This window comes from Vibrio sp. V09_P4A23P171, assembly GCF_963875615.1.
Taxonomy (GTDB): Bacteria; Pseudomonadota; Gammaproteobacteria; order Enterobacterales; family Vibrionaceae; genus Vibrio; species Vibrio anguillarum.
The window spans coordinates 227,744-249,776 of sequence record NZ_CAWNMR010000011.1; the positions used below are offsets into that span (position 1 = coordinate 227,744).

The 22,033-nt window shown below is 45.1% G+C and carries 21 protein-coding genes and 1 other RNA gene; 7 read left to right on the top strand and 15 right to left on the bottom strand.

Annotated elements, in window-relative coordinates; all coding sequences use genetic code 11:
* From AACT23_RS05275 to rsmI, 5 genes are all read right to left on the bottom strand, one after another.
* The gene (locus AACT23_RS05275) at positions 1–1,731 is read right to left on the bottom strand and encodes a peptidoglycan glycosyltransferase FtsI (protein ID WP_013856076.1); all 1,731 of its coding nucleotides are present in this window, start codon (positions 1,729–1,731) and stop codon (positions 1–3) included.
* The gene (gene ftsL, locus AACT23_RS05280; protein WP_010318013.1) at positions 1,728–2,045 is read right to left on the bottom strand and encodes a cell division protein FtsL; all 318 of its coding nucleotides are present in this window, start codon (positions 2,043–2,045) and stop codon (positions 1,728–1,730) included. The genes AACT23_RS05275 and ftsL overlap by 4 nt, the downstream gene beginning before the upstream one ends.
* Before the next feature lie 3 nt (positions 2,046–2,048).
* Entirely contained in the window at positions 2,049–2,999 is a 951-nt protein-coding gene (gene rsmH / locus AACT23_RS05285) for a 16S rRNA (cytosine(1402)-N(4))-methyltransferase RsmH (protein WP_047691553.1), read from the bottom strand.
* A 200-nt stretch (positions 3,000–3,199) separates the two neighbouring features.
* Positions 3,200–3,603: RNase P RNA component class A (gene rnpB, locus AACT23_RS05290), an RNA gene on the bottom strand.
* A gap of 119 nt (positions 3,604–3,722) precedes the next feature.
* On the bottom strand, positions 3,723–4,589 hold the full coding sequence (gene rsmI, locus AACT23_RS05295) for a 16S rRNA (cytidine(1402)-2'-O)-methyltransferase (RefSeq protein WP_013856074.1): 867 nt from the start codon (positions 4,587–4,589) through the stop codon (positions 3,723–3,725).
* 69 nt (positions 4,590–4,658) lie between these two features.
* Here rsmI and AACT23_RS05300 point away from each other — a divergent pair, with 69 nt between their 5' ends.
* The 4 genes from AACT23_RS05300 to AACT23_RS05315 are packed head-to-tail and all read left to right on the top strand — an operon-like array spanning position 4,659 to position 7,986.
* Positions 4,659–6,464, top strand: coding sequence for a penicillin-binding protein activator (locus tag AACT23_RS05300; RefSeq protein WP_029388462.1), 1,806 nt, complete (start codon positions 4,659–4,661; stop codon positions 6,462–6,464).
* The gene (locus AACT23_RS05305) at positions 6,451–6,819 is read left to right on the top strand and encodes a YraN family protein (RefSeq protein ID WP_017046509.1); all 369 of its coding nucleotides are present in this window, start codon (positions 6,451–6,453) and stop codon (positions 6,817–6,819) included. Before AACT23_RS05300 ends, AACT23_RS05305 begins: the two co-directional genes overlap by 14 nt.
* A gap of 3 nt (positions 6,820–6,822) precedes the next feature.
* Entirely contained in the window at positions 6,823–7,413 is a 591-nt protein-coding gene (locus AACT23_RS05310; RefSeq protein ID WP_010318025.1) for a phosphoheptose isomerase, read from the top strand.
* A gap of 3 nt (positions 7,414–7,416) precedes the next feature.
* Positions 7,417–7,986, top strand: coding sequence for a BON domain-containing protein (locus AACT23_RS05315; RefSeq protein ID WP_017042658.1), 570 nt, complete (start codon positions 7,417–7,419; stop codon positions 7,984–7,986).
* 88 nt (positions 7,987–8,074) lie between these two features.
* On the opposite strand, the gene sspB is transcribed toward AACT23_RS05315, so the two are convergent.
* The 8 genes from sspB to zapE form a co-directional block, all read right to left on the bottom strand.
* Positions 8,075–8,554, bottom strand: coding sequence for a ClpXP protease specificity-enhancing factor (gene sspB / locus AACT23_RS05320; protein WP_026027949.1), 480 nt, complete (start codon positions 8,552–8,554; stop codon positions 8,075–8,077).
* A gap of 9 nt (positions 8,555–8,563) precedes the next feature.
* Complete coding sequence (sspA, locus tag AACT23_RS05325; RefSeq protein WP_026027272.1) at positions 8,564–9,199, bottom strand: stringent starvation protein SspA; 636 nt, start codon at positions 9,197–9,199, stop codon at positions 8,564–8,566.
* A 97-nt stretch (positions 9,200–9,296) separates the two neighbouring features.
* Positions 9,297–10,034 carry a cytochrome c1 gene (locus AACT23_RS05330; protein WP_017046506.1) on the bottom strand — a complete coding sequence of 246 codons (738 nt, stop codon included), beginning with the start codon at positions 10,032–10,034 and terminating at the stop codon, positions 9,297–9,299.
* Positions 10,031–11,296: a cytochrome b gene (locus AACT23_RS05335; protein ID WP_017046505.1), complete on the bottom strand. Its 1,266-nt coding sequence runs from the start codon at positions 11,294–11,296 to the stop codon at positions 10,031–10,033. The genes AACT23_RS05330 and AACT23_RS05335 overlap by 4 nt, the downstream gene beginning before the upstream one ends.
* Positions 11,296–11,892, bottom strand: a complete 597-nt coding sequence (petA, locus tag AACT23_RS05340) for a ubiquinol-cytochrome c reductase iron-sulfur subunit (protein ID WP_010318038.1) — start codon at positions 11,890–11,892, stop codon at positions 11,296–11,298. Before petA ends, AACT23_RS05335 begins: the two co-directional genes overlap by 1 nt.
* A gap of 326 nt (positions 11,893–12,218) precedes the next feature.
* Entirely contained in the window at positions 12,219–12,611 is a 393-nt protein-coding gene (gene rpsI, locus AACT23_RS05345; protein WP_010318040.1) for a 30S ribosomal protein S9, read from the bottom strand.
* Positions 12,612–12,626: 15 nt separating this feature from the next.
* The gene (gene rplM / locus AACT23_RS05350; protein WP_013856066.1) at positions 12,627–13,055 is read right to left on the bottom strand and encodes a 50S ribosomal protein L13; all 429 of its coding nucleotides are present in this window, start codon (positions 13,053–13,055) and stop codon (positions 12,627–12,629) included.
* 237 nt (positions 13,056–13,292) lie between these two features.
* Positions 13,293–14,399, bottom strand: coding sequence for a cell division protein ZapE (gene zapE, locus AACT23_RS05355; protein WP_094129870.1), 1,107 nt, complete (start codon positions 14,397–14,399; stop codon positions 13,293–13,295).
* A gap of 144 nt (positions 14,400–14,543) precedes the next feature.
* Between zapE and zapG the strand changes: the two genes are divergently transcribed.
* The 3 genes from zapG to degS all read left to right on the top strand — a co-directional run bounded on the left by zapG (position 14,544) and on the right by degS (position 17,675).
* Complete coding sequence (gene zapG / locus AACT23_RS05360; protein ID WP_013856064.1) at positions 14,544–14,987, top strand: Z-ring associated protein ZapG; 444 nt, start codon at positions 14,544–14,546, stop codon at positions 14,985–14,987.
* Positions 14,988–15,103: 116 nt separating this feature from the next.
* Positions 15,104–16,468 (top strand): Do family serine endopeptidase, encoded by a 1,365-nt coding sequence (locus AACT23_RS05365; protein ID WP_026027948.1) that lies wholly within the window; start codon positions 15,104–15,106, stop codon positions 16,466–16,468.
* Positions 16,469–16,610: 142 nt separating this feature from the next.
* A complete protein-coding gene (gene degS / locus AACT23_RS05370) occupies positions 16,611–17,675 on the top strand; it encodes an outer membrane-stress sensor serine endopeptidase DegS (RefSeq protein ID WP_026027274.1) in 1,065 nt (354 codons plus the stop codon).
* A gap of 71 nt (positions 17,676–17,746) precedes the next feature.
* Here the strand turns inward: degS and parC are convergent, their stop codons facing one another.
* Entirely contained in the window at positions 17,747–20,023 is a 2,277-nt protein-coding gene (gene parC, locus AACT23_RS05375; RefSeq protein WP_017042665.1) for a DNA topoisomerase IV subunit A, read from the bottom strand.
* Positions 20,024–21,907: a DNA topoisomerase IV subunit B gene (gene parE / locus AACT23_RS05380; protein WP_094129873.1), complete on the bottom strand. Its 1,884-nt coding sequence runs from the start codon at positions 21,905–21,907 to the stop codon at positions 20,024–20,026. It lies immediately after the preceding gene.
* Positions 21,908–22,033 lie beyond the last annotated feature (126 nt).

The following is a 22,033-nucleotide window of genomic DNA, read 5'->3' on the forward strand; positions in this document are numbered from 1 at the left end:
TTATTTTTGGAATCGATTTTCATCAGGAGCAACATTGAGGATCTGCAACGCTCCTTTCATTATTTCGGCAAAGACAGGGCCGGCAACGGAACCGCCATAATATAAGTCACCTTGAGGTTCATTCACCATCACCACTAACGAGACTCGAGGGTCGCTCACTGGAGCCACTCCTGCCGTGTAAGCAAAATATTCATCACCATAACCGCCGGCAATCGCTTTGCGCGAAGTGCCTGACTTGGCCGCAATACGATAGCCCGGAACCGCGGCTTGAGTTGCTGTGCCACCGGGTTGGGTAACGGTTTCTAACATTTCCAACACTTTCTTAGCATTAGTTTTATCAACCACTTGGCGTGATAAATCTTGCTGGTTGCTGTCAATAATATGGATTGGTTGGTACTGACCTAAATTGCCTAAAGTGGCATAAGCATGAGCCAACTGAATGGGGGTAATTGACAAACCATAGCCAAATGCCAAGGTGGCAATTTCAAACGGTGACCAACGGCGGCGATTCGGGAAAATACCCAAAGTCTCACCGACGAGGTTTAAACCGGACATTTCACCAAGCCCTACAGAGGTATACATACCTAATAGAGCTTCGAGAGGCATTTCAAGCGCCAGCTTAGCCACTCCGATGTTACTCGATTTTTTCAGAATTAAGGTTAAATCGGCTTTGCCGACTTTTGAGGTATCACGCACTCGACTGCCGCCGATTTGCATGATGCCATTCCCTGTATCAATCACCGTTTTGTCATTCGCAACGCCATTTTCAAGCGCGGCCAATACTACAAAAGGTTTGACAGTTGAGCCCGGTTCAAAGGCGTCCGTGATCACGCGGTTACGCATTTTAAAACTTTGCCAATCGGAACGGTTATTGGGGTTGTATGAGGGGGCGTTAACCATCGCTAATACTGCACCCGTTTTCACGTCGAGCAAAATGGCCGATGCCGAAGTAGCACGATAGTCCGCCACAGCTTGCTTGACCGCACGAAAGGCGATCGCTTGCAAACGTTGGTCAATGGTCAACGCCAGTGGCTTGCCCTCTTCACGCTCTTCAAGCGAGATATTTTCCACCACTCGGCCATACCGATCTTTGCGGATCACCTGTTTGCCAGCTTCCCCCGTCAGCCATTTATCATAGCTGCGCTCAACCCCTTCTAAACCGTGGCCATCGATGCCCGTCACACCAATTAAGTGCGCACTCGCCTCACCGGCTGGATAGTAACGGCGAGATTCGGCCTTGAGCCCCACACCCGCTAATTTAAGTTCGCGAATATAATTGGCCATTGCAGGGCTAACTTGACGCTGCAAATAGATAAAACGGCGGGTTTGGTTCTCTTCAATTTTTTTCAGCAGCTCACTGCGCTTAATGCCTAACACATCAGCCAGTGCGTACCAGCGTTCACGTTCAACTAAGCCGCCGGCTTTAAAAATAGCTACAGGATCAGCCCATACTGCATCGACAGGAACACTGACTGCGAGAGGTTCACCATTACGATCTGAAATGATTCCGCGTGCCGATGGCAAGGTTTTGGCTCGGACAGAGCGCATATCCCCTTCGCGGATCAAATTATCCGGTTCGATAATTTGGATGAAAGCAACGCGCCCAACCAATAAAGCGAAAGCAACGAATACAAAAAAGAGGATGAGATAGAATCGCCAACGGATCAAAATAGGAGATGTCGCTTTTTCTTGACGAGGTGCCGCTTGGGCTTTGTCTTTGTTTTTTTTCATTTGAGCGTAATCACCACTTCTTTATCAGAATCAGGTCGCTTCATTTCCAGCTCTTGTTTGGCAAGATTCTGCACGCGGCTATGTTCTGCGAGGGCCGTTTCCTCAAGAATGAGGTTACGCCATTCATTATCGAGCCGCTCGCGCTCAACTAAGGTTTGATCTTTTTCTGAAATCGCCTGCCTAGAATGGTGGGTAATAAACACCACTCCCATCGCACTGGCAAAAATTAACATTAACAAAATAAGCGGCACTCGACCCACCGTAAACAGGTCAAGTGCAATCAGTTTGGTTAAGTTAGGCGGCGACTTAGACATGGACTACAGTTTTTCAGCAACTCGTAATACTGAGCTGCGTGAGCGGGGATTGAGTTCCACTTCTTCTTTAGTTGGCATAATCGCTTTCCCAACTGGTTTTAAGTTGGCTGAGCCCAATGCCTGAATTTGTATTTCTGTTAACGGCAAACCATGTGGAACCTCTGGGCCTTTACTCTCTTTACGAATAAAGCGTTTGACCATGCGATCTTCAAGCGAATGGAAACTGATCACCGATAAACGCCCTTGTGGGGCTAAGATCTTAGCTGCGCCTTTTAATGCAGTGTCGATCTCTTCTAATTCACTATTGATATAGATACGAAATGCTTGAAATGAGCGCGTAGCCGGGTGCTTTTTCTCTTTAAAGCTTTTCGGCGCAGCTTCTGAAATCAGTTTAGCCAATTGACTGGTTCGCGTCAGAGGCTCTTTTTCATCGTCTTCACGGTAAGCGACAATCGCTTTGGCAATACGGCGCGCGTGCTTGTCTTCACCAAATTCACGAATCACCCAAGTAATGTCGTCCAAATCGGCTTGCGCAAGCCACTGCGAGACAGGGAGCCCTGACGTCGGGTCCATACGCATATCAAGCGGGCCATCTTTCATGAAGCTAAAACCGCGCTCGGCATCGTCCAACTGTGGCGAGGAAACGCCTAAATCAAGTAGTACTCCATCCACTTTTCCGACCAGATCGTAGCGCTCAGCGTATTGTGCCATGCCAGAAAATGGGCCATGAATGATAGTAAAACGCGGGTCGTTAATTTTTCCAGCTTCAGCAATCGCTTGTGGATCGCGATCTATGCTGTACAGACGACCATGGTCACCCAACTTAGAGAGAATTGTACGACTATGACCACCACGGCCAAACGTGCCGTCGATATAAATACCGTCTGGTTTGATAGCAAGGCCATCAATGGATTCATTCAGTAGTACAGAAATGTGTTGAAAAGGTTCAGTCATCGTTTTCTCATCGGGCTAAAGCTGAAATATAGCAATCGGCTACGGCGCAAGTATTCAGTTTACTGATTTAACGCCGCATCGCTACCACTTGACGTTGGCATCACGTGATATTGCGCTAAGTTTAGTGCTTACGAAATAATTTTCGTCAATAAAAAGCAAAAAACCCATCATAACCGCAAGAGTTATGATGGGTCTGCAATAGGTGGAGTTGACGTATAAGCCGGGTTCTGTTCCGCTTGCGCGGCAGTAGCCATTCGTCTAGGCCAGCAATCACTCACTGGCTCAAGCAACCTACCCGCTTCCTTACGCGAGCAACGCAATGTGGAAGCCTATTTGGTCTTGCTCCGGGTGGAGTTTACCTTGCTACGAACTGTTGCCAGACGCACGGTGCGCTCTTACCGCACCCTTTCACCCTTACCTGTGCCCATTCCGAAGAAATTGGGCCATCGGCGGTCTTCTCTCTGCTGCACTTGTCGTAGGCTTTCGCCCCCCAGGCGTTACCTGGCACCCTGCTCTATGGAGCCCGGACTTTCCTCCCCTCCATCAGTCTCCCCAGCACAAGGCTAAAGGACATCAATGAAGCAGCGACTACCCAGTCAACTCCGAGGGCGGATTGTATAGAGAAAGATAGGTACTGTCTAGGCTCAAACAACTTCTGTGTTTAATTCACGCTTAAGCGTTTAATTATCCATCGATTTAAAACATCAAGATGCCGCTGGCTAATTAAGCAGATAGGTTTTCAAGCCCCCACTTATAAAGGGCATTTTTCTTAAGGTTATAAATTTCAGCCGCCAATGCGGCCGCTTTTTTCAGAGGCAGCTCTTTTGTCAAAATCGCTAAACTGCGCAACGCTTCGTCTGGCAAGCTATCGTCCACGCTTTCTCTGTAACCATGGATCAGTAACACCATTTCACCACGCTTGCGGTTCTCATCTTCATTAATCCAATTAATCAGTTCGCCTAACGGCAAACCTTGAATCGTCTCGAAGGTTTTGGTGAGCTCGCGGGCTAGCACCACGTTACGATCTGGCCCTAAGATAGCTAACATATCTTGCAGTGATTCGCTAATTCGGTGTGGTGACTCATAAAAAATACAGGTGCGTTCAGCCTTAGCGATCTCTAGGAATTTATCTTTACGCCCTTTGCTTTTCGGCGGCAAAAAACCTTCAAAACTGAAACGATCAGAAGGCAAGCCTGATGCACTGAGCGCAGTAATCACAGCACAAGCGCCCGGAAGTGGCACAACTCTCACACCAGCTTGACGACATTGATTGACAAGATGGTACCCTGGATCACTGATCAGTGGCGTTCCTGCATCAGAAACCAACGCAATAGATTGCCCTGATAATAATTTATCGACTAACACTTGTGCTTTTTGCTGTTCGTTGTGATCATGCAAGGCAAAGGTTTTAGTCTGGATATTGAAGTGAGCGAGAAGTCTGCCAGTATGGCGTGTATCTTCCGCAGCGATAACATCAACACTTGAGAGTACTTCAATGGCTCGCTGGGTAATATCACCCAAATTGCCAATTGGCGTAGGAACAATGTAGAGAGTTGGGATCTCTGCTGGCAAGGTTTTGCTATCTGTCATTTGTTTACCATCACTTCAACGATTAATATAGAGACAATTTTACACGGAATAACGAAAGAACTCATGGCTATGAAGAACCATCCGAGACTCAGTGTACCACGCTTATTCACGCCCGTTGCATTAGCAATGGCTTTGGCGGCGTGTTCGTCTTCACCGTCGACGCCCACCTCAGTCGATATTACGCAAGATCCCACCAAGTCAGCGCAAACTTACTTGATGCAAGCAGATAGTAGCCAAGGTTCACTGCAAAATGATTGGTTGATCATGGCTCTTAAAGCCGCAATTAACGAAAACAACAGCGAACAAGCACAACTGTTGATTATGCGCTTAGCCAAACAGTCGCTCTCAGAAGCGCAACAAGCTGAATGGCAAATGGCTAAGGCGCAGTTGTTGAGTAATGCGGAACAGTTTTCACAAGCGCTCTCTCAGCTTAATTTTCAGGCTTGGTGGAAGCTAAGCCCTGAAACATGGGCTCAATACCATCAAATGCGCGCCGATATTTTTACCGCGCTCAGCCGCCCTTTTGATTCAAGTAGGGAGCTTATTGCATTAAGCACTTACGTTGATGATGCCGAGCAAGAAGCGATTGCCGATCAAATTTGGCTCAATTTCAATCACTATAGCGAACGTGAAATTACCCAATTAAATCCAGAGCCTAACGAAAACGTGCTCGATGGCTGGCTACAACTGGCTGTATATATGAAAACGCTCAATAGTAATATTCCGCAGTTGAAGAATACGCTCGAAAAATGGCTCGCGGAAAACAGCAATCACCCAGCGGCTCGTTATACGCCTAAAGCGATACAAGATATTCTAGCGCTGGAGATCATCAAGCCCACTAACACCGCGTTGTTACTTCCTCTTTCCGGAAAGTTTGCCACGCAAGCTCAACTGATCCGTGATGGCTTTATCATGGCGATGATGAATGACCGTAACCGTGACCTCAATGCTACCTTGACTGTGATTGATACCAATGCCGAAGACGCCGCGCTCATAGACAAGCAACTGATTGAAAAAAACATTGATTTCATTGTTGGGCCACTCATCAAAGAGAACATCGAGAATCTACATAAGCTTCAACAAGCACGCTTAGCTTCTATCCCTACGCTGGCGTTGAATATTCCAGACCAAATTGAAGATCATCCTAACACTTGCTATCTTGCACTTTCGCCAGAGCAAGAGGTTGAACAAGCCGCTAAGTATCTGTTTAGCCAAGGCTATCAGTACCCTTTAATACTCGCTCCTCAAGGTAATTACGGCCAGCGTGTAGTAGAAGCGTTTAACGCAGAATGGCAAAAATACAGCAAGAATAAAGTATCGGTGAACCTATTTGGTGATAAGCGTCAATTGCAACGCAACATTAACTCAGTATTTGGTCTGCAAGATAGCCAACAAAATATCGCGCAAATGGATGCGTTGATGGGTATTGATTTGCAAAGCCTGCCCCGCAGTCGTCGTGATATCGATTCGGTTTATATCGTGGCTAACAGCGCAGAATTGACTTTAATTAAACCCTTTATCGAGGTCGCAATTAACCCTGACACTAAGCCACCTAAACTGTTCTCAAACTCTCGTAGTAACAGTGGTAACACACAGTATGAAGACCTCTCTGGTGTAACTTATAGCGATATTCCATTACTCATTCATCCCAATTCAATGCTGGATAATGAAATGAACCAATTGTGGCCAAAGAACTCCAATAGCGAGCGACGCTTACAAGCATTAGGTATGGATGCTTATCAGTTAATGATTGAGTTGCCACAAATGAAGGTCGTCGAGGGGTATAGTATCGATGGCAAAACAGGCACATTAAGTATTGATGAGCAATGCGTGGTACAGAGAGAGATCAGTTGGGCGGTGCATGGCGCTCTTTAGTCGCCGCGCAGTTGGTCAACAGTATGAAACCGCAGCCAAACACTATTTATTAGGTTGTGGTTTGGCTTTTATTGAACAAAACTTCAATACCAAAGTCGGTGAAATCGACCTCATTATGCGAGATAAAAACACCTTAGTGTTCGTAGAGGTTAAATACAGAAAAAACCAATGTCATGGGCATGCCGCAGAAATGGTTACTACCGCAAAAATGGCAAAGTTGATGAAAACCGCGAATTTATGGCTACTGAAACATGGCCTATCGCCCTATGACACCGATTTTCGTTTCGATGTGATCGCCATCCACCAAGATGTGCACCACATTGAGTGGATTAAAAACGCAATAACTCAAGGATAAACGATGCTCGACAGCATTAAAGACAGTTTTACCGAAAGCATCCAAATTCAAATTGCGGCTGCTGAAGCACTACCCCATGCGATCACGCATGCTGCACAAGCCATGGTGGCAACGCTACTTAACGGTCATAAAATTCTCTGTTGCGGTAATGGTGGCTCTTCGGCCAATGCCCAGCTTTTTTCTTCTTGCTTACTGAACCGTTTTGAAACTGAACGTCCGAGTTTACCCGCGATTGCATTAACCGCAGACAATACCACGTTAACCGCAGTTGCTAACGACTATCACTACCAAGAAATATTCTCTAAACAGGTACGTGCATTTGGTCAACCTGGTGATGTTTTGTTGGCTATTTCAACCAGTGGTAACAGCAAAAACATCATTAAAGCGATGGAAGCGGCTGTGACTCGTGATATGACGATTATCGCTCTCACAGGCAAAGACGGTGGAGAAATGGCTGGTCTTCTAGGTGAAAATGATGTGGAGATCCGCATCCCCTCGCAGCGGACGGCTCGAATCCATGAAGTTCATATGGTCACCCTACACTGCTTATGTGACTTGATTGATCAAGTCCTTTTCCCTTCTCATGAAGAATAGACAATGAATAGATTAAAACTTTCACTCATTCTACTGTTGAGCTTTGCTGTATCAGGTTGTGCAGGAGTTATCCTTGCTGGCGCGGCAACAACAGCGAGCCTAGTAACAGACCCTCGAACCACTCAAGAAATTTGGAATGATAATAACATCGAATTTGAAGTAGCAGGTATCGCCAATAAAGCCCCCTTTAACGGAAAAACTCGCATTACGGCCAGTTCTTATCAAGGGATTGTCGTGTTGATGGGACAAGCTGAAAACTCCGGATTACTCAATGAGTTTGAAAATAAAGCACGTGAGACAAAAGGGGTCAAAACCATTCATAATCAAGTCAGAATAAAAGCGCCTTTATCAATTGGCGAAATCAGTAACGACAGTTGGATTACGACTAAAGTAAAATCAGCGCTGTTGGCCAATTCTGAACTGAACACAATCAAAATCAAAGTAATCACAGAAAATAGAGAAGTATTTTTACTTGGCTATGTCTCGGCGGAACAGGCTAATCTAGCCAGTGATATTGCTCGAAACATATCAGGCGTAAAACAGGTGATTAAGGCATTTCAATACAGCGAATAACCTCGGTTATCCTTTGTTTTTTTTTTAGAAAAAAAGCAGCGAATATCGCTGCTTTTTCGATCATGACTGCTTAATGTGTGAAAATGAGTTACTTAATAACTCTTAGGCTTGGTTTTCCCTTCGGCCGAGAGGTTTCTTGTGCTCGAGTCTCTAATAATTCCTCATCTTCTTGAGAAGCAACGCTTAACATCGGCTCTTGTTCAGATTCCTCTGTTATGCCCGCTTCTAGATAAGGGATATAGGCCTCTTCAGGTTCAAACATAGTACCTGCACCGTTTTCACGTGCATAGATAGCTTGCACTGCGTACAAAGGCACTATGACCGAATGAGGACGTCCACCAAAGCGAGCATTGAACGTAATCGCTTCATTGCCAAGCTCAAGGTTACCTATCGCTCTTGGGGCAAGATTAAGGATAATTTGTCCATCTTGCACAAACTCCATCGGCACTCGTACACCCGTAAGAGTGGCATCCACAACAACATGAGGAGTCAATTCATTTTCTAATAGCCAATCATAAAATGCTCTAAGCATATAAGGTCGGCGAGGAGTCATTTGAGAGATATCCATCAAACTGCCTTAACGAACTAAACGCATCTCACGTTCAGCTTCTGTTAAAGAAGCCAAGAATGAATCACGCTCAAAAACACGATTCATATATACTTTAAGCTCTTTAGAGCCAGGACCAATCAGATCAATACCCAAAATAGGTAAGCGCCATAGTAATGGAGCTAAATAACAGTCAATGAGGCTAAACTCTTCACTCATGAAATATTCGTATTCCGCGAACACAGGACCAAGAGTAAGCAGATCATTGCGTAATTTATTACGAGCTGCTTCTGACTCTTCCGCATTACCCTTCACGACTTTCTCAGCCAGTGAGTACCAGTTTTTCTCAATACGGTAAATCATCAAACGGCTATTACCACGAGCCACAGGATAAACAGGCATCAGCGGTGGATGAGGGAAACGCTCATCTAGGTATTCCATGATGATCTTTGAGTCATAAAGAGCAAGCTCACGATCAACTAACGTTGGTACTGTCTTATATGGGTTTAGCTCAATAAGGTCAGCTGGCAGATTGGTTTCATCAACTAATTCTACTTCAACACTGACACCTTTTTCCGCTAGAACAATACGTACCTGATGACTATACATATCAGATGCACTCGAAAATAGCGTCATCACAGAACGTTTATTGGCAGCTACAGCCATGGAGCCCTCCAGCACACTTACAGATATAAAAACAATGGAGGCCAAGCCTCCATTGAAGATTCTAAAAATTAGAAATTAACGCCGCATGGTAGCACAATTAATGCACATCACGCCAATATTCTTTCTTCAATAGAACGACCACGATAGTAAATAGCACAAGGAATGCCATTACCCACCAACCTAAAGTTTGACGTTCAAGCTTGACTGGTTCTGCTGAATATTCAAGGAAGTTAACAATGTCACGGACCGCTTGATCATACTCACTTTGGCTCAGCTCACCCGTTCCATCAGACTCGGCACCAATAACAGCCTTGACTTCCTCGCCATTGACAAGATGAGTACCATAAACTGGTTGTGGGATCCCTTGTAGCTCTTCAAGCACATGGGGCATACCGACACTTGGGAATACGATGTTGTTTACGCCAAAGGGCCGGCTAGGATCGGCATAAAATGAGCGAAGGTAAGTATACAACCAATCTGTTCCTCGAACACGAGCCACAAGCGTTAAATCTGGTGGCGGTGCACCAAACCATTTCGCTGCCGACTTATCTGGAATCGCATTCTCCATCAGTTGACCAATTTTGGCATTCGGATCAAAGATCAAATTCTCTTTCATCAAATCCGAGGGAATATTCAAATCATTCGCTACACGCTCATAACGCTGGTACTGAGTTGAGTGGCAACCAAAACAGTAGTTCATGAATAGCTTTGCACCATGCTGCAGTGATGCTTGATCTGTTAAATCATTATTTGCTTTATCTAAATGTACATTTGCGCCAGCTGCCAAAGCAAGAGATGGCAGCATTGCAAACAAAATTACAATCCACTTTTTCATTTAAATGTCACCCTCTCTGGTAATGGTTTCGTTGCTTCATTTTTGCTGTAGAAGAACAACAAAACAAAGAACATGAAGTAACCAACGCTAAATATACGTGCAAGCATTGTGTAAGTGGCTGTCGCAGGTAACGCACCTAAAACACCTAACGCAATAAAGCAGATAGTGAACTGAATAATATTGATTAAGTGGAACTTACTACGATAACGGTAAGAACGAACCTTACAACGATCCAGCCATGGCAATAAGAACAACACCACAATCGATGCACCCATCGCAGCCACACCAATTAACTTATCAGGAACAGCACGTAAAATTGCATAGAAAGGCGTGAAATACCAAACAGGTGCGATGTGTGCTGGCGTTTTTAGTGGGTTTGCCGCTTCAAAGTTAGGCGGCTCAAGGAAGTAGCCCCCCATCTCTGGGTTAAAGAACAACACATAACAGAACAGGATTAAGAAACCGGCTACACCAATAAGATCTTTCACTGTCCCGTAAGGATGGAATGGAATCGAATCAATGATGTCGTATTTCTTGGTGTAGTAGTCGTGAAATTTAAACTGCGTTTTATAATCATCGCCCATCGACCCTTTTGGTACTTTGGTTTCGATACCGTCAGGGTTATTAGAGCCGACTTCATGCAGTGCTAATATATGGAGAACAATTAGCAACAATAAAACAATAGGTAAAGCAATCACATGCAGTGCAAAGAAACGGTTCAGAGTGGCACCTGAAATAACGTAGTCACCACGTATCCATAGAGTTAAATCATCGCCGATAACGGGGATTGCACCGAACAAAGAGATAATAACTTGCGCTCCCCAATAGGACATTTGTCCCCATGGTAGCAAGTATCCCATAAAGGCTTCGGCCATCAACACTAAGAAGATCAGCATGCCAAATAGCCATAGCAGCTCACGAGGCTTCTGATAGGAGCCGTAAATTAAGCCACGGAACATATGTAGATAAATCACCACAAAGAAAGCTGAAGCGCCAGTGGAGTGCATATAGCGCAGTAACCAACCATACTCAACATCACGCATTATGTATTCAACAGATGCAAAAGCCCCTTCACCTGATGGCACATAGTTCATGGTTAGCCACACGCCAGTGAGCAGTTGGTTAACAAGAACCAACATGGCTAACGATCCAAACAAATACCAAAAGTTAAAGTTTTTCGGCATTGGATATTCAGATAGGTGTTTTTTGTAAGCGTTCATTGCAGGTAAACGCTTTTCTACCCAATCAAGTAAAACTTGCATTATGCAGCCTCCCCGGTCTCATCTAATCCTATGACAATACGAGTATCGCTAAGATACATATATTGAGGGATAACCAAGTTTAGTGGTGCCGGAACACCTTGAAAAACTCGACCCGCCATATCAAATTTCGAACCATGGCAAGGACAGAAAAAACCAGATTTAACCCCTTGAACTTGTTCACTAAAAGAATCAGGCAAATAAGTAGGTGAACAGCCAAGGTGAGTACAAATACCCACAGCAACGAAATATTCAGGTTTAATCGATCGATAAGCATTTTGCGCATAATTAGGCTGCTGCTGCTCATCCGATTGAGGATCTCGAAGTTGGTTTTCGATATCTTTTAGCCCATCGACCACTGATTGAGAACGACGAACAACCCAAACAGGTTTTCCTCGCCACTCAACACGAACCATTTGCCCCTCTTCAAGTTTACCGATTTCAACTTCAACGGGGGCTCCAGCCGCTTTGGCTTTGGCACTTGGGTTCCAAGATTTAATAAAAGGAACGGCGACAGCAGCGGCTCCTAACCCTCCGACAACGGCTGTTGTCGCGGTTAAGAAACGTCTGCGACCGTTATTTAAAGGCGCATTGCTCATCCAAACATTCTCCCATTTGCTCCCTGTGGATTATTATTATTCCGCTTATCAAGAGCATGGCTAACAAAATACGAATCTAGTTGTATTTATTTGATGGCAAATCATAAATAAAACCCTACTTTTTGACAAGATAAAGCTACCTTTTCGTAACATTCGTGAAGTAAATCGCACGTGAGGTCACAAAAGGAAGATTAAAGAGCAACAACCAAATGATGTGATTAAAAAAATGAGTGTTTGCTAACACCAAAAAACAAAAAGCCCGGTATAAATACCGGGCTTTTGAACCACAATCCAGTAACACTGGAAGCGAATCTTTTGAAAAAAGATTAACGCTTAGAGAATTGTGGTTTACGACGTGCTTTACGCAGACCAACTTTCTTACGTTCAACGCAACGAGCGTCGCGAGTAACGTAGCCAGCTGCACGTAGAACAGGACGTAGTGATTCGTCGTATTCCATTAGAGCGCGAGTGATACCGTGACGGATAGCACCAGCTTGACCAGAAATACCACCACCTTTAACAGTGATGTATAGATCTAGTTTCTCAGTTAGTTCAACTAGCTCAAGAGGTTGTTTAACAACCATGCGAGAAGTTGGACGACCAAAGTAAACATCAAGGCTACGCTTGTTGATTACAATGTTGCCGCTGCCTGGTTTAATAAAAACGCGTGCAGCTGAGCTTTTGCGACGGCCAGTGCCGTAGTATTGATTCTCTGCCATTTTCGAAATCCCCAATTAGATGTCTAGTACTTTTGGTTGTTGAGCAGCATGGTTGTGCTCAGCGCCAGCGTAAACTTTCAGCTTACGGTACATAGCACGGCCTAGAGGACCACGTGGTAGCATACCTTTAACCGCTAGCTCAATAACCATCTCTGGCTTACGAATAATCAGCTTGTCGAAAGTGATTGATTTTAAGCCGCCTGGAAATTCAGTGTGACGGTAGTAAGTTTTAGCTGCTGCTTTGTTACCAGTTACAGTAACTTTCTCAGCGTTTACAACGATGATGTAATCACCAGTGTCTACGTGAGGAGTGTATTCAGCTTTATGTTTGCCACGTAGGCGAGATGCAATTTCACTTGCTAGACGACCTAGAGTTTTACCCTCAGCGTCTACGATATACCAGTCGCGTTTTACAGTTTCTGGTTTAGCAACGAAAGTTTTCATGCTAATAATAACCCGTTAAATAAAATTTACACTAAAAGGAGCATTAAAATGCCCCCACTGTCTAAGAGTCCAAAGTTGCCCCTTCGAGCGTTTGGTTTCTCTCGGCCTCTCGTTTCACAGAAACAGGCCTGCAGTAACGGTGGGTCGCAGGATTATAGGGAAGTCAGTAGAAAAAATCACCTCTTTTTGAACAAAATCACGAATTTTTTATTTTGCTTTAAAAGTGTTCGGATTGAGCTAGGCCAGATGTTCCCTTGATAAATACTCATGACTTTGCATTTCAATTAACCGCGACTGACAACGTTTGAATTCAAACTCCAGTTGCCCATGCAGATACAGATCGTCCAGCGCCACTTCGGCGGAGATAATTACTTTTACATGTCGTTCATAAAATTCATCAATCAACGCAATAAAACGCCGCGCTGCATCATCGATGGCGCGATCCATTTGCTTCACATCAGCCAGCAGTACTGTATGGTAAATTTTGGACAACTCAATGTAATCGTTTTGGCTTCTTGCCGTTTGGCATAACTGTTCAAATGTCGCATGTAAAATACCATCACTAGCCTTTACAACAGGGAGGGTGCGATGGTTGATTTCAATCTCACTGCGTGCTTCTTTTTTCTCGTCACCAACCAATTGCCGATAGTAATGTTGTAAATTGTGGCTTGCTGCTTCATCCAATGGATAGTGGTAAATTTCCGCTTGCTCTAATGTTCTTAAGCGATAATCAATGCCACTATCGACGTTCAACACATGACAGTGTGATTCAATCAAAGCAATTGCAGGGAGAAAGCGTGCTCGCTGCAAGCCGTTGCGGTATAAGTCGTGCGGTGGAATGTTCGATGTCGCCACTAAGATAATACCGCGCTTAAACAGTGCTTGAAACAAGGTACCCAAAATCATCGCATCGGTAATATCTGATACAAAAAATTCATCAAAACAGATAATTTCCGTTTCAGACTTTAAAATATCGGCAACCTTTTCTAAGGGCTCTTCAACTCCAGCCAGCGCCTTCAGCTCATCATGAACTCGATACATAAAACGGTGGAAATGCACTCGCATTTTGCGAGTGGTTGGCAGAGCTTCAAAAAACGTATCCATTAGATAGGTTTTTCCTCGCCCGACACCGCCCCAAAAATAGAGCCCTTTAGGTAAGTTAGGCTGTTTAGGTTGGCGGCCAAACCATTTGGTCCAAACCGCGGAGGGCTTAACTGGTTGGTTAAGATAATCCTGAAACTGATGGTAGAGTAAATCCAGCGCATCGACGGCGCTTTCTTGAGCAGAGTCTCGTTGAAAACCGAGTTTTTTTACATCGTGTTCATATCGCTGTTTTGGTGTCATGACCGCCTACTGCACTAAAGAAAATGGAAACTGCTATTTCGTGTATTTCGCTTTATTGGCTAGAGCAGTCATAGTAACATGTCCAAGCGACGTGTGTAACCAACAGGTAAAAAACATGTTAAATAACAACAATAAGGAGCTGTTATGCCTTGGATATATGCCATTGTAGGCTTGCTAGTAGGGGCCGTGTTGGGAATGGTCATTTCACGATTGACTACGCCTCAATATAAAAACCAAAAGTCTCTACAAAAAGAATTAGATAACGCGAAATTTAGTTTGGAACAACAACGCCAAGAATTGTCGGATCATTTTGCTCAAGCGGCAGAAATACTCGATACACTAGGTAAAGATTATACAAAACTGTATCAACACATGGCCAAAACATCGTCCGAAATTCTGCCGAATATGCCAGAGCAAGATAACCCATTTATCAAAAAAATCGCTCTGCATAATGATACAGATAAAAGCAACGATGACATTTTGGAACAGCCACCGAAAGATTATGCCAATGGCGCAACAGGGCTTTTTAATACCCCCAAAAAAGAGATCATTCATTCTGCAGACGTGGTTAAGGTGAAAGCCGTTTAATCTGAATTCATGAACTTTATAAAGGTTTTTGAGTCATAAACCTCACGAGAGTGTTGAAGTTTTGTCTTTCGTACAAATATTAAACTTCGAACACAGTTATTCCAAAGGAGCTTATGATGAAAAAACCTTTACTTCTTTTAACCGCTCTATCGTTAAGTTTAAGTTCAATCATCACCCCACTACCCGCAATGGCAGCGCTACCCTTTTCTGTCAGTGGTGAGCCACTGCCGAGCTTAGCACCGATGCTAGAGCAAGTGACACCAGCGGTTGTGAGTATCTCAGTTGAGGGAACTCAAGTCTCCCATCAACGTTTACCCGAGCAGTTTCGATTTTTCTTTGGTCCTGACTTCCCAATCGACCAATCGCAAGAGCGGCCATTTAGAGCATTAGGCTCTGGTGTCATTACTGACGCAGACAAAGGTTATGTTGTGACTAATTATCACGTCATCGATGGCGCTGATAAGATTCGCGTCAAACTATACGACGGCCGAGAATACGATGCGGAGCTCGTCGGTGGCGATAAAATGTCCGATGTCGCGCTGATCAAACTCAAAAAAGCAAAAAATTTAACCCAAATTCGTATCGCAGATTCAGACAAACTGCGTGTAGGTGATTTCACTGTCGCGATCGGGAACCCGTTTGGTCTTGGTCAAACGGTGACTTCCGGCATTGTTTCTGCGCTAGGACGAAGTGGACTTAATCTTGAAAACTTTGAGAACTTTATTCAGACCGATGCCGCGATTAACAGTGGCAACTCTGGTGGTGCCTTAGTCAATCTCAATGGTGAATTGATTGGGATTAATACCGCGATTCTTGGGCCGAATGGTGGCAACGTTGGGATAGGTTTTGCAATACCATCAAATATGATGAAAAACTTGACCGAACAGATCTTAGAATTTGGTGAGGTAAAACGTGGCGTGCTCGGCGTTCAAGGGGGTGAAATAACCTCTGAACTGGCTGAAGCGCTAGGCTATGAGTCAAGTAAAGGGGCGTTTGTTAGCCAAGTTATCAAAGATAGCGCCGCCGATAAAGCAGGGATCAAAGCGGGTGATGTCATCACAGCTATTAATGGAAAAAACGTTTCTACCTTCAATGAATTAAGAGCCAAAGTGGCAACATTAGGTGCAGGTAAAAAAATCACAATCGATGTAATCCGCGATGGTAAAAGCAAGACCTTCGACGTAACCTTGAGTGAAAACAACACCACAACCAAAGCAGAGCAACTGCACTCGGGGTTGACTGGTGCGGCACTGACCAATACGACGGATCAAGACCCAATCGCTGGCGTTAAAGTGACTGCTATAGAGAAAGGGTCAGCGGCAGAAGCGTATCAACTACAAAAAGAGGACATCATCATTGGTGTTAACCGCCAACGAGTGAAAAACCTCGCACAATTACGCGAAATTTTGGAGAAAAAGCCGAGCATACTTGCGCTGAATATCCAACGAGGTGATAGAACCATTTACTTGGTTATTCGCTAATTAGTGAGAATCGCTTGTGGAGCGATCAGGGCAGCATTTGAATGCTGCCCTTTTCTTATTCAATCATGTAGTGCTATTCTTCCTCTCTCAAGCTCAGGTGTAAAATAAGCTGAGTATATAGCGGGTTTTGTTTGGGGAAGATATGCTTAACTTTTTACTTCGTTCAGTGGGGCTTGGGCTTCTCGCTGCTGTTGTTATTTTACTAGCGGTTCCCTCGCTACGTTCAAATGTTCTCCCGCAAATCGCGGCCGAAGAGTCTCCCAATGCGCTCTCTTTGCAAATTTCGTTTAACCAAGCCGTTCGCCGCGCCGCACCTGCTGTAGTCAATATTTACAACCAAAAATACACCGAAAGCGATCGCAGTAAACTGTCGATTCAAGGGTTAGGTTCTGGTGTGATTGTGAGCGAGAAAGGGTACATCATTACTAACTATCACGTAGTAGCCCAAGCCGACCAAATCGTAGCGGCCTTACAAGATGGCCGTCTCGCAGCCGCGCAATTAGTAGGCAAAGATCGACGCACGGATATCGCAATTTTGCGAATCGAAGGAACGAACCTTCCCGTTATTCCACAAAATCCCAATTACTCGGTGAAAGTTGGCGATGTGGTACTGGCCATTGGCAATCCATACAACCTTGGACAAACCACTACTTTTGGTATCATTTCTGCCACTGAACGTTCATCAGTCAGTACCGATGGACGTCAAGCTTTCATCCAAACTGATGCGGCCATTAATGAAGGCAATTCCGGTGGAGCTTTGGTCAACACTCAAGGAGAGCTCGTAGGTATTAACACGGCTTCGTTTCAACAAGCAACTGAAATGAAAACCGATGGTATATCATTCGCGATTCCTTACAAATTAGCCAATACCATTATGGAAAAAATCATTGCTGATGGACGCGTGATTCGCGGCTATATCGGTATTGATGGGCAAGATATTACGCCAGTAACATCTCGCTTACTTGGCAGTGAACATATTGGCGGCATAGTTGTGTTGGGCATTGACCCCAATGGCCCTGCGGAAACGGCTGGTTTTAAAGAGCGGGACATTATTCTAAAAATTGGCGGTAAAAAAATTAATGGTCGCAAGAGTGTGATGGAAATTGTCACTGACTTGCGCCCAGGTACCGTTGTCGATGTGCTCATCTTACGTAAAGGTGAAGAGATGACACTTCCCGTGACAATTGTTGAAGACCTACGCGAATAAACTAAGCCACCAAAAACAAAGAGACATAAAAAAGCCCCCAACTCACGAAGGGGGCTTTTATTTATAGACTTTTACTCTTGCTCAAGATCTGAATCACTAAGTTCTGATTCAATCTCAATCGCAGTAACACGTTGTAGCCCTCTCGGCAGTAAGCTACCTCGACGTCCACGCTCACCACGGAAGTTCTCTAGATCGCTGGCTTTTAAACCAAGTTTGCGTTTGCCGGCATAGAGCGTAATAGCCGCTCCTTGAGGCAAGGAGATTAAATGTGACACAAACTCTTCACGCTCTTTGGACTTAGCCGCAGGAATATTGATTATTTTGTTGCCTTTTCCTTTGGTTAGCTGTGGTAAATCTTTGATTGGGAATAGCAACATTCGGCCCTGATTCGTGATCGCTAAAATATCATCAGACTCCAAATTACCGATGGCCTGCGGCGTCATTACCTCTGAGTTCTCAGGCAAATTAACTAAGGCTTTACCACTACGGTTTTTCGACAGCAGTTCACCACCTTTACAAACAAAACCATAACCGGCATCCGAGCCCACTAACCAGAGTTGATCCTCTTCCCCCATCACTACTTGGCGAATAGACGAGCCCTCTGTGATGTTGAGACGCCCCGTAATCGGCTCACCTTGACTGCGCGCCGAAGGTAGCGAGTGAGCTTCAAGCGAATAACTTCGACCATCGCTACCCAAGAATACGACCTGTTGATTGCTCTTACCACAAGCATGAGCCAAATACTGGTCGCCGGATTTGTAGCTCAAACTTTGGCAATCCACATCATGCCCTTTGGCATGACGTACCCAGCCTTTTTCCGAAAGCACAACGGTGATCGCTTCACTTGGCACAAGGTCACGCTCAGTCAACGCTTTAGATTCAGCACGCTCAATCAGTGGTGAACGGCGATCATCACCGTACTTCTCAGCATCCGCTTTGATCTCTTTCTTCAACAATGTGTTCAAGCGACGCTCAGAACCAAGCAACTGCTCTAATTTTTCGCGCTCTTTGGCAAGCTCATCTTGCTCACCACGAATCTTCATCTCTTCAAGTTTGGCTAAGTGGCGAAGTTTGGTATCTAAAATCGCATCGGCTTGAATAGCACTAATACCAAAACGGGCCATCAGTACCGCTTTAGGTTCATCTTCAGTACGAATGATTTCAATCACTTCATCAATATTCAGATAAGCAATGAGCAAACCTTCCAAGATGTGCAAACGCGCCATGACTTTATCAAGACGGTACTGTAAGCGGCGGCGAACCGTGGTGCGACGAAACTCAATCCACTCAGAAAGAATGGTCACTAAACCTTTCACTTCTGGGCGATTGTTTAAGCCAATCATGTTCAAGTTAACACGGAAGCTTTTCTCTAGATCGGTTGATGCGAATAAGTGGCTCATCAACAAGTCACAATCTACGCGGTTAGAACGCGGCACAATAACAATACGCGTAGGGTTCTCGTGATCCGATTCATCGCGTAAATCTTCAACCATTGGCAATTTCTTCGCGCGCATTTGGTTAGCGATTTGTTCGAGCAATTTAGCGCCTGAGACTTGATGAGGTAATGCTGTGATCACAACATCACTCCCCTCTTTATGCCAAACCGCGCGCATTTTGATACTGCCGCGACCTGAGCGATATATTTTCTCAATTTCAATTCTGGGTGAAATAATTTCCGCTTCGGTCGGATAATCTGGCCCTTGCACGTACTGCATCACATCATGCAGTTGCGCTTCCGGGTTATCGATCAGGTGAATCGTCGCATCGGCAATTTCACGCACATTGTGTGGCGGGATATCGGTCGCCATACCCACCGCAATTCCCGTGACGCCATTGAGCAAAATATGAGGTAAACGCGCCGGCAGCATTTGTGGTTCTTGCATTGTCCCATCAAAGTTAGGCTGCCAATCAACGTTACCTTGTCCAAGCTCACCCAGTAAAACTTCAGCGAATTTAGACAGTTTCGCTTCGGTATAACGCATCGCCGCGAAGGATTTTGGATCGTCCGGAGCACCCCAGTTACCTTGACCATCCACCAATGGGTAGCGGTAAGAAAAGGGTTGTGCCATTAATACCATCGCTTCGTAACAGGCCGAATCACCGTGCGGGTGGTATTTACCGAGCACGTCACCAACGGTACGCGCTGATTTTTTGTACTTGGCTGACGCCGAGAGTCCAAGCTCCGACATCGCATAAATAATACGTCGCTGTACCGGTTTTAAACCATCGCCAATATAAGGCAGTGCGCGGTCCATGATGACGTACATCGAATAATTGAGATAGGCGTCTTCAGTGAACTTACGCAGCGGCAGTTTTTCAACACCATCAAAGGTTATTTCAGTTGACATTTATTGCACCTCTGCCATATCGCCATAACGTTGCAACCATGCGCGGCGGTCATCTGCACGCTTTTTACCTAGCAACATGTCCATCATCTCATCCGTTGCTTCAGCATCATCAATGGTCAGTTGCACCAAGCGGCGCGTGTTTGGATCCATCGTTGTTTCACGCAATTGAAGCGGATTCATTTCACCCAAACCTTTAAATCGTTGGACGTTGATTTTGGCTTTTTTCTGGCTAAGTCGCTCTAAAATGCCCTCTTTTTCAGCATCATCGAGTGCATAAAAGACCTCTTTGCCGCAGTCAATCCGATACAAAGGAGGCATCGCAACAAAAATGTGGCCCGCTTTGACTAGTGCTCGGAAATGTTTGGTAAATAAGGCGCAGAGCAAGGTGGCAATATGTAAACCATCAGAGTCCGCATCTGCGAGAATACAGATTTTACCGTAACGCAATCCATCTAGATCGTCGTTATCAGGATCAATCCCAAGCGCAACAGAAATATCATGCACTTCTTGTGAAGCCAGCACTTGGTCTGCCGACACTTCCCACGTATTTAAAATTTTCCCACGCAGTGGCATAACCGCTTGAAATTCACGATCGCGCGCTTGCTTAGCACTGCCGCCTGCTGAATCCCCTTCGACAAAGAAGATTTCCGTGCGGCTCAGGTCTTGCACTGAACAATCGGTCAATTTACCGGGGAGCGCGGGGCCCGATGCGATTTTTTTCCGTACCACTTTTTTGCTGGCTCGCATGCGGCGATGCGCATTGGCAATGCACACTTCGGCAAGTAATTCAGCGAGTTGTGGTTTTTCATTCAGCCATAAACTAAAGGAGTCTTTTATCACACCTGAAACAAAAGCCGCGCTTTGACGTGAAGAAAGGCGCTCTTTGGTTTGCCCTGCAAACTGTGGGTCTTGCATCTTAACCGACAACACATAAGAACAGCGGTCAAAGACATCTTCACCAGTTAACTTAACGCCACGCGGCAACAGGTTGCGGAATTCACAGAATTCACGCATCGCATCGAGCAACCCTTGGCGTAAGCCGTTAACGTGCGTACCACCTTGTGCGGTCGGGATTAAGTTAACATAGCTTTCAGTGATCATCTCACCACCTTCAGGTAGCCAAATCACTGCCCAGTTGGCCGCTTCAGTTTCAGCGACAAACTCACCCGTAAATGGCTCTTCGGGCAATAAGGTGTAACCCTTTACGCCTTCTGCGAGATAATCTTTTAGGCCGTCTTCGTAGTACCAACGGTGCTCAAGATTGTTAACCTTATCACTAAAGGTGATCTCGAGCCCCGGGCAAAGTACCGCTTTAGCGCGCAAATTATTGATTAGGCGAGTCACTGAAAAGTTAGGCGAATCAAAGTAGCTGGTATCGGGCCAAAAGTGGACACTCGTCCCTTTATTGCGACGACCACAGGTGCCAGTCACCGTCAATTCCTCGACTTTATTACCGTGCTCAAACGCCATTTCATATATTTGCCCATCACGGCGAACGGTCACTTCCACACGCTTGGATAGGGCATTCACTACGGAAATACCTACCCCATGTAAACCACCGGAGAACTGGTAGCTTTTGTTTGAAAACTTACCACCCGCATGCAATTTACAGAAGATAAGCTCAACGCCTGATATTTTCTCTTCAGGGTGAATATCAACAGGCATACCACGCCCATCATCGATCACTTCAAGTGATTGATCTGCGTGGAGAATAACTTGTACCTTGGAGGCATATCCGGCTAGCGCTTCATCGACACTGTTATCGATAACTTCTTGGCCTAAATGGTTAGGTCGCGCGGTGTCCGTATACATCCCAGGTCGGCGACGTACTGGTTCTAAACCATTAAGAACTTCAATGGCCCCAGCATTATATTGTTCAGTCATAATACGGAATGCTTTTATAGATAAATGATTCGTTACTTTTTCGGCAGTTTATCAATGATGTGCTTGTGATTAATTAACGACAACAACGCTGATTTTTTCAGCATTACAAACTGCAAAAGTATAGGT

Bases quoted from the DNA above. Each gene is read 5' to 3' on its own strand.
- zapG (WP_013856064.1), top strand. From the start codon at position 14,544: ATGCCTTGGATATATGCCATTGTAGGCTTGCTAGTAGGGGCCGTGTTG.
- AACT23_RS05330 (WP_017046506.1), bottom strand. From the start codon at position 10,034: ATGAAAAAGTGGATTGTAATTTTGTTTGCAATGCTGCCATCTCTTGCT.
- AACT23_RS05305 (WP_017046509.1), top strand. From the start codon at position 6,451: ATGGCGCTCTTTAGTCGCCGCGCAGTTGGTCAACAGTATGAAACCGCA.
- rpsI (WP_010318040.1), bottom strand. From the start codon at position 12,611: ATGGCAGAGAATCAATACTACGGCACTGGCCGTCGCAAAAGCTCAGCT.
- rplM (WP_013856066.1), bottom strand. From the start codon at position 13,055: ATGAAAACTTTCGTTGCTAAACCAGAAACTGTAAAACGCGACTGGTAT.
- petA (WP_010318038.1), bottom strand. From the start codon at position 11,892: ATGAGCAATGCGCCTTTAAATAACGGTCGCAGACGTTTCTTAACCGCG.
- rsmH (WP_047691553.1), bottom strand. From the start codon at position 2,999: ATGACTGAACCTTTTCAACACATTTCTGTACTACTGAATGAATCCATT.
- AACT23_RS05335 (WP_017046505.1), bottom strand. From the start codon at position 11,296: ATGCAAGTTTTACTTGATTGGGTAGAAAAGCGTTTACCTGCAATGAAC.
- ftsL (WP_010318013.1), bottom strand. From the start codon at position 2,045: ATGTCTAAGTCGCCGCCTAACTTAACCAAACTGATTGCACTTGACCTG.
- parC (WP_017042665.1), bottom strand. From the start codon at position 20,023: ATGTCAACTGAAATAACCTTTGATGGTGTTGAAAAACTGCCGCTGCGT.
- parE (WP_094129873.1), bottom strand. From the start codon at position 21,907: ATGACTGAACAATATAATGCTGGGGCCATTGAAGTTCTTAATGGTTTA.
- degS (WP_026027274.1), top strand. From the start codon at position 16,611: ATGCTTAACTTTTTACTTCGTTCAGTGGGGCTTGGGCTTCTCGCTGCT.
- sspA (WP_026027272.1), bottom strand. From the start codon at position 9,199: ATGGCTGTAGCTGCCAATAAACGTTCTGTGATGACGCTATTTTCGAGT.
- rsmI (WP_013856074.1), bottom strand. From the start codon at position 4,589: ATGACAGATAGCAAAACCTTGCCAGCAGAGATCCCAACTCTCTACATT.
- sspB (WP_026027949.1), bottom strand. From the start codon at position 8,554: ATGGATATCTCTCAAATGACTCCTCGCCGACCTTATATGCTTAGAGCA.
- AACT23_RS05275 (WP_013856076.1), bottom strand. From the start codon at position 1,731: ATGAAAAAAAACAAAGACAAAGCCCAAGCGGCACCTCGTCAAGAAAAA.
- AACT23_RS05365 (WP_026027948.1), top strand. From the start codon at position 15,104: ATGAAAAAACCTTTACTTCTTTTAACCGCTCTATCGTTAAGTTTAAGT.
- AACT23_RS05300 (WP_029388462.1), top strand. From the start codon at position 4,659: ATGAAGAACCATCCGAGACTCAGTGTACCACGCTTATTCACGCCCGTT.
- AACT23_RS05310 (WP_010318025.1), top strand. From the start codon at position 6,823: ATGCTCGACAGCATTAAAGACAGTTTTACCGAAAGCATCCAAATTCAA.
- zapE (WP_094129870.1), bottom strand. From the start codon at position 14,399: ATGACACCAAAACAGCGATATGAACACGATGTAAAAAAACTCGGTTTT.
- AACT23_RS05315 (WP_017042658.1), top strand. From the start codon at position 7,417: ATGAATAGATTAAAACTTTCACTCATTCTACTGTTGAGCTTTGCTGTA.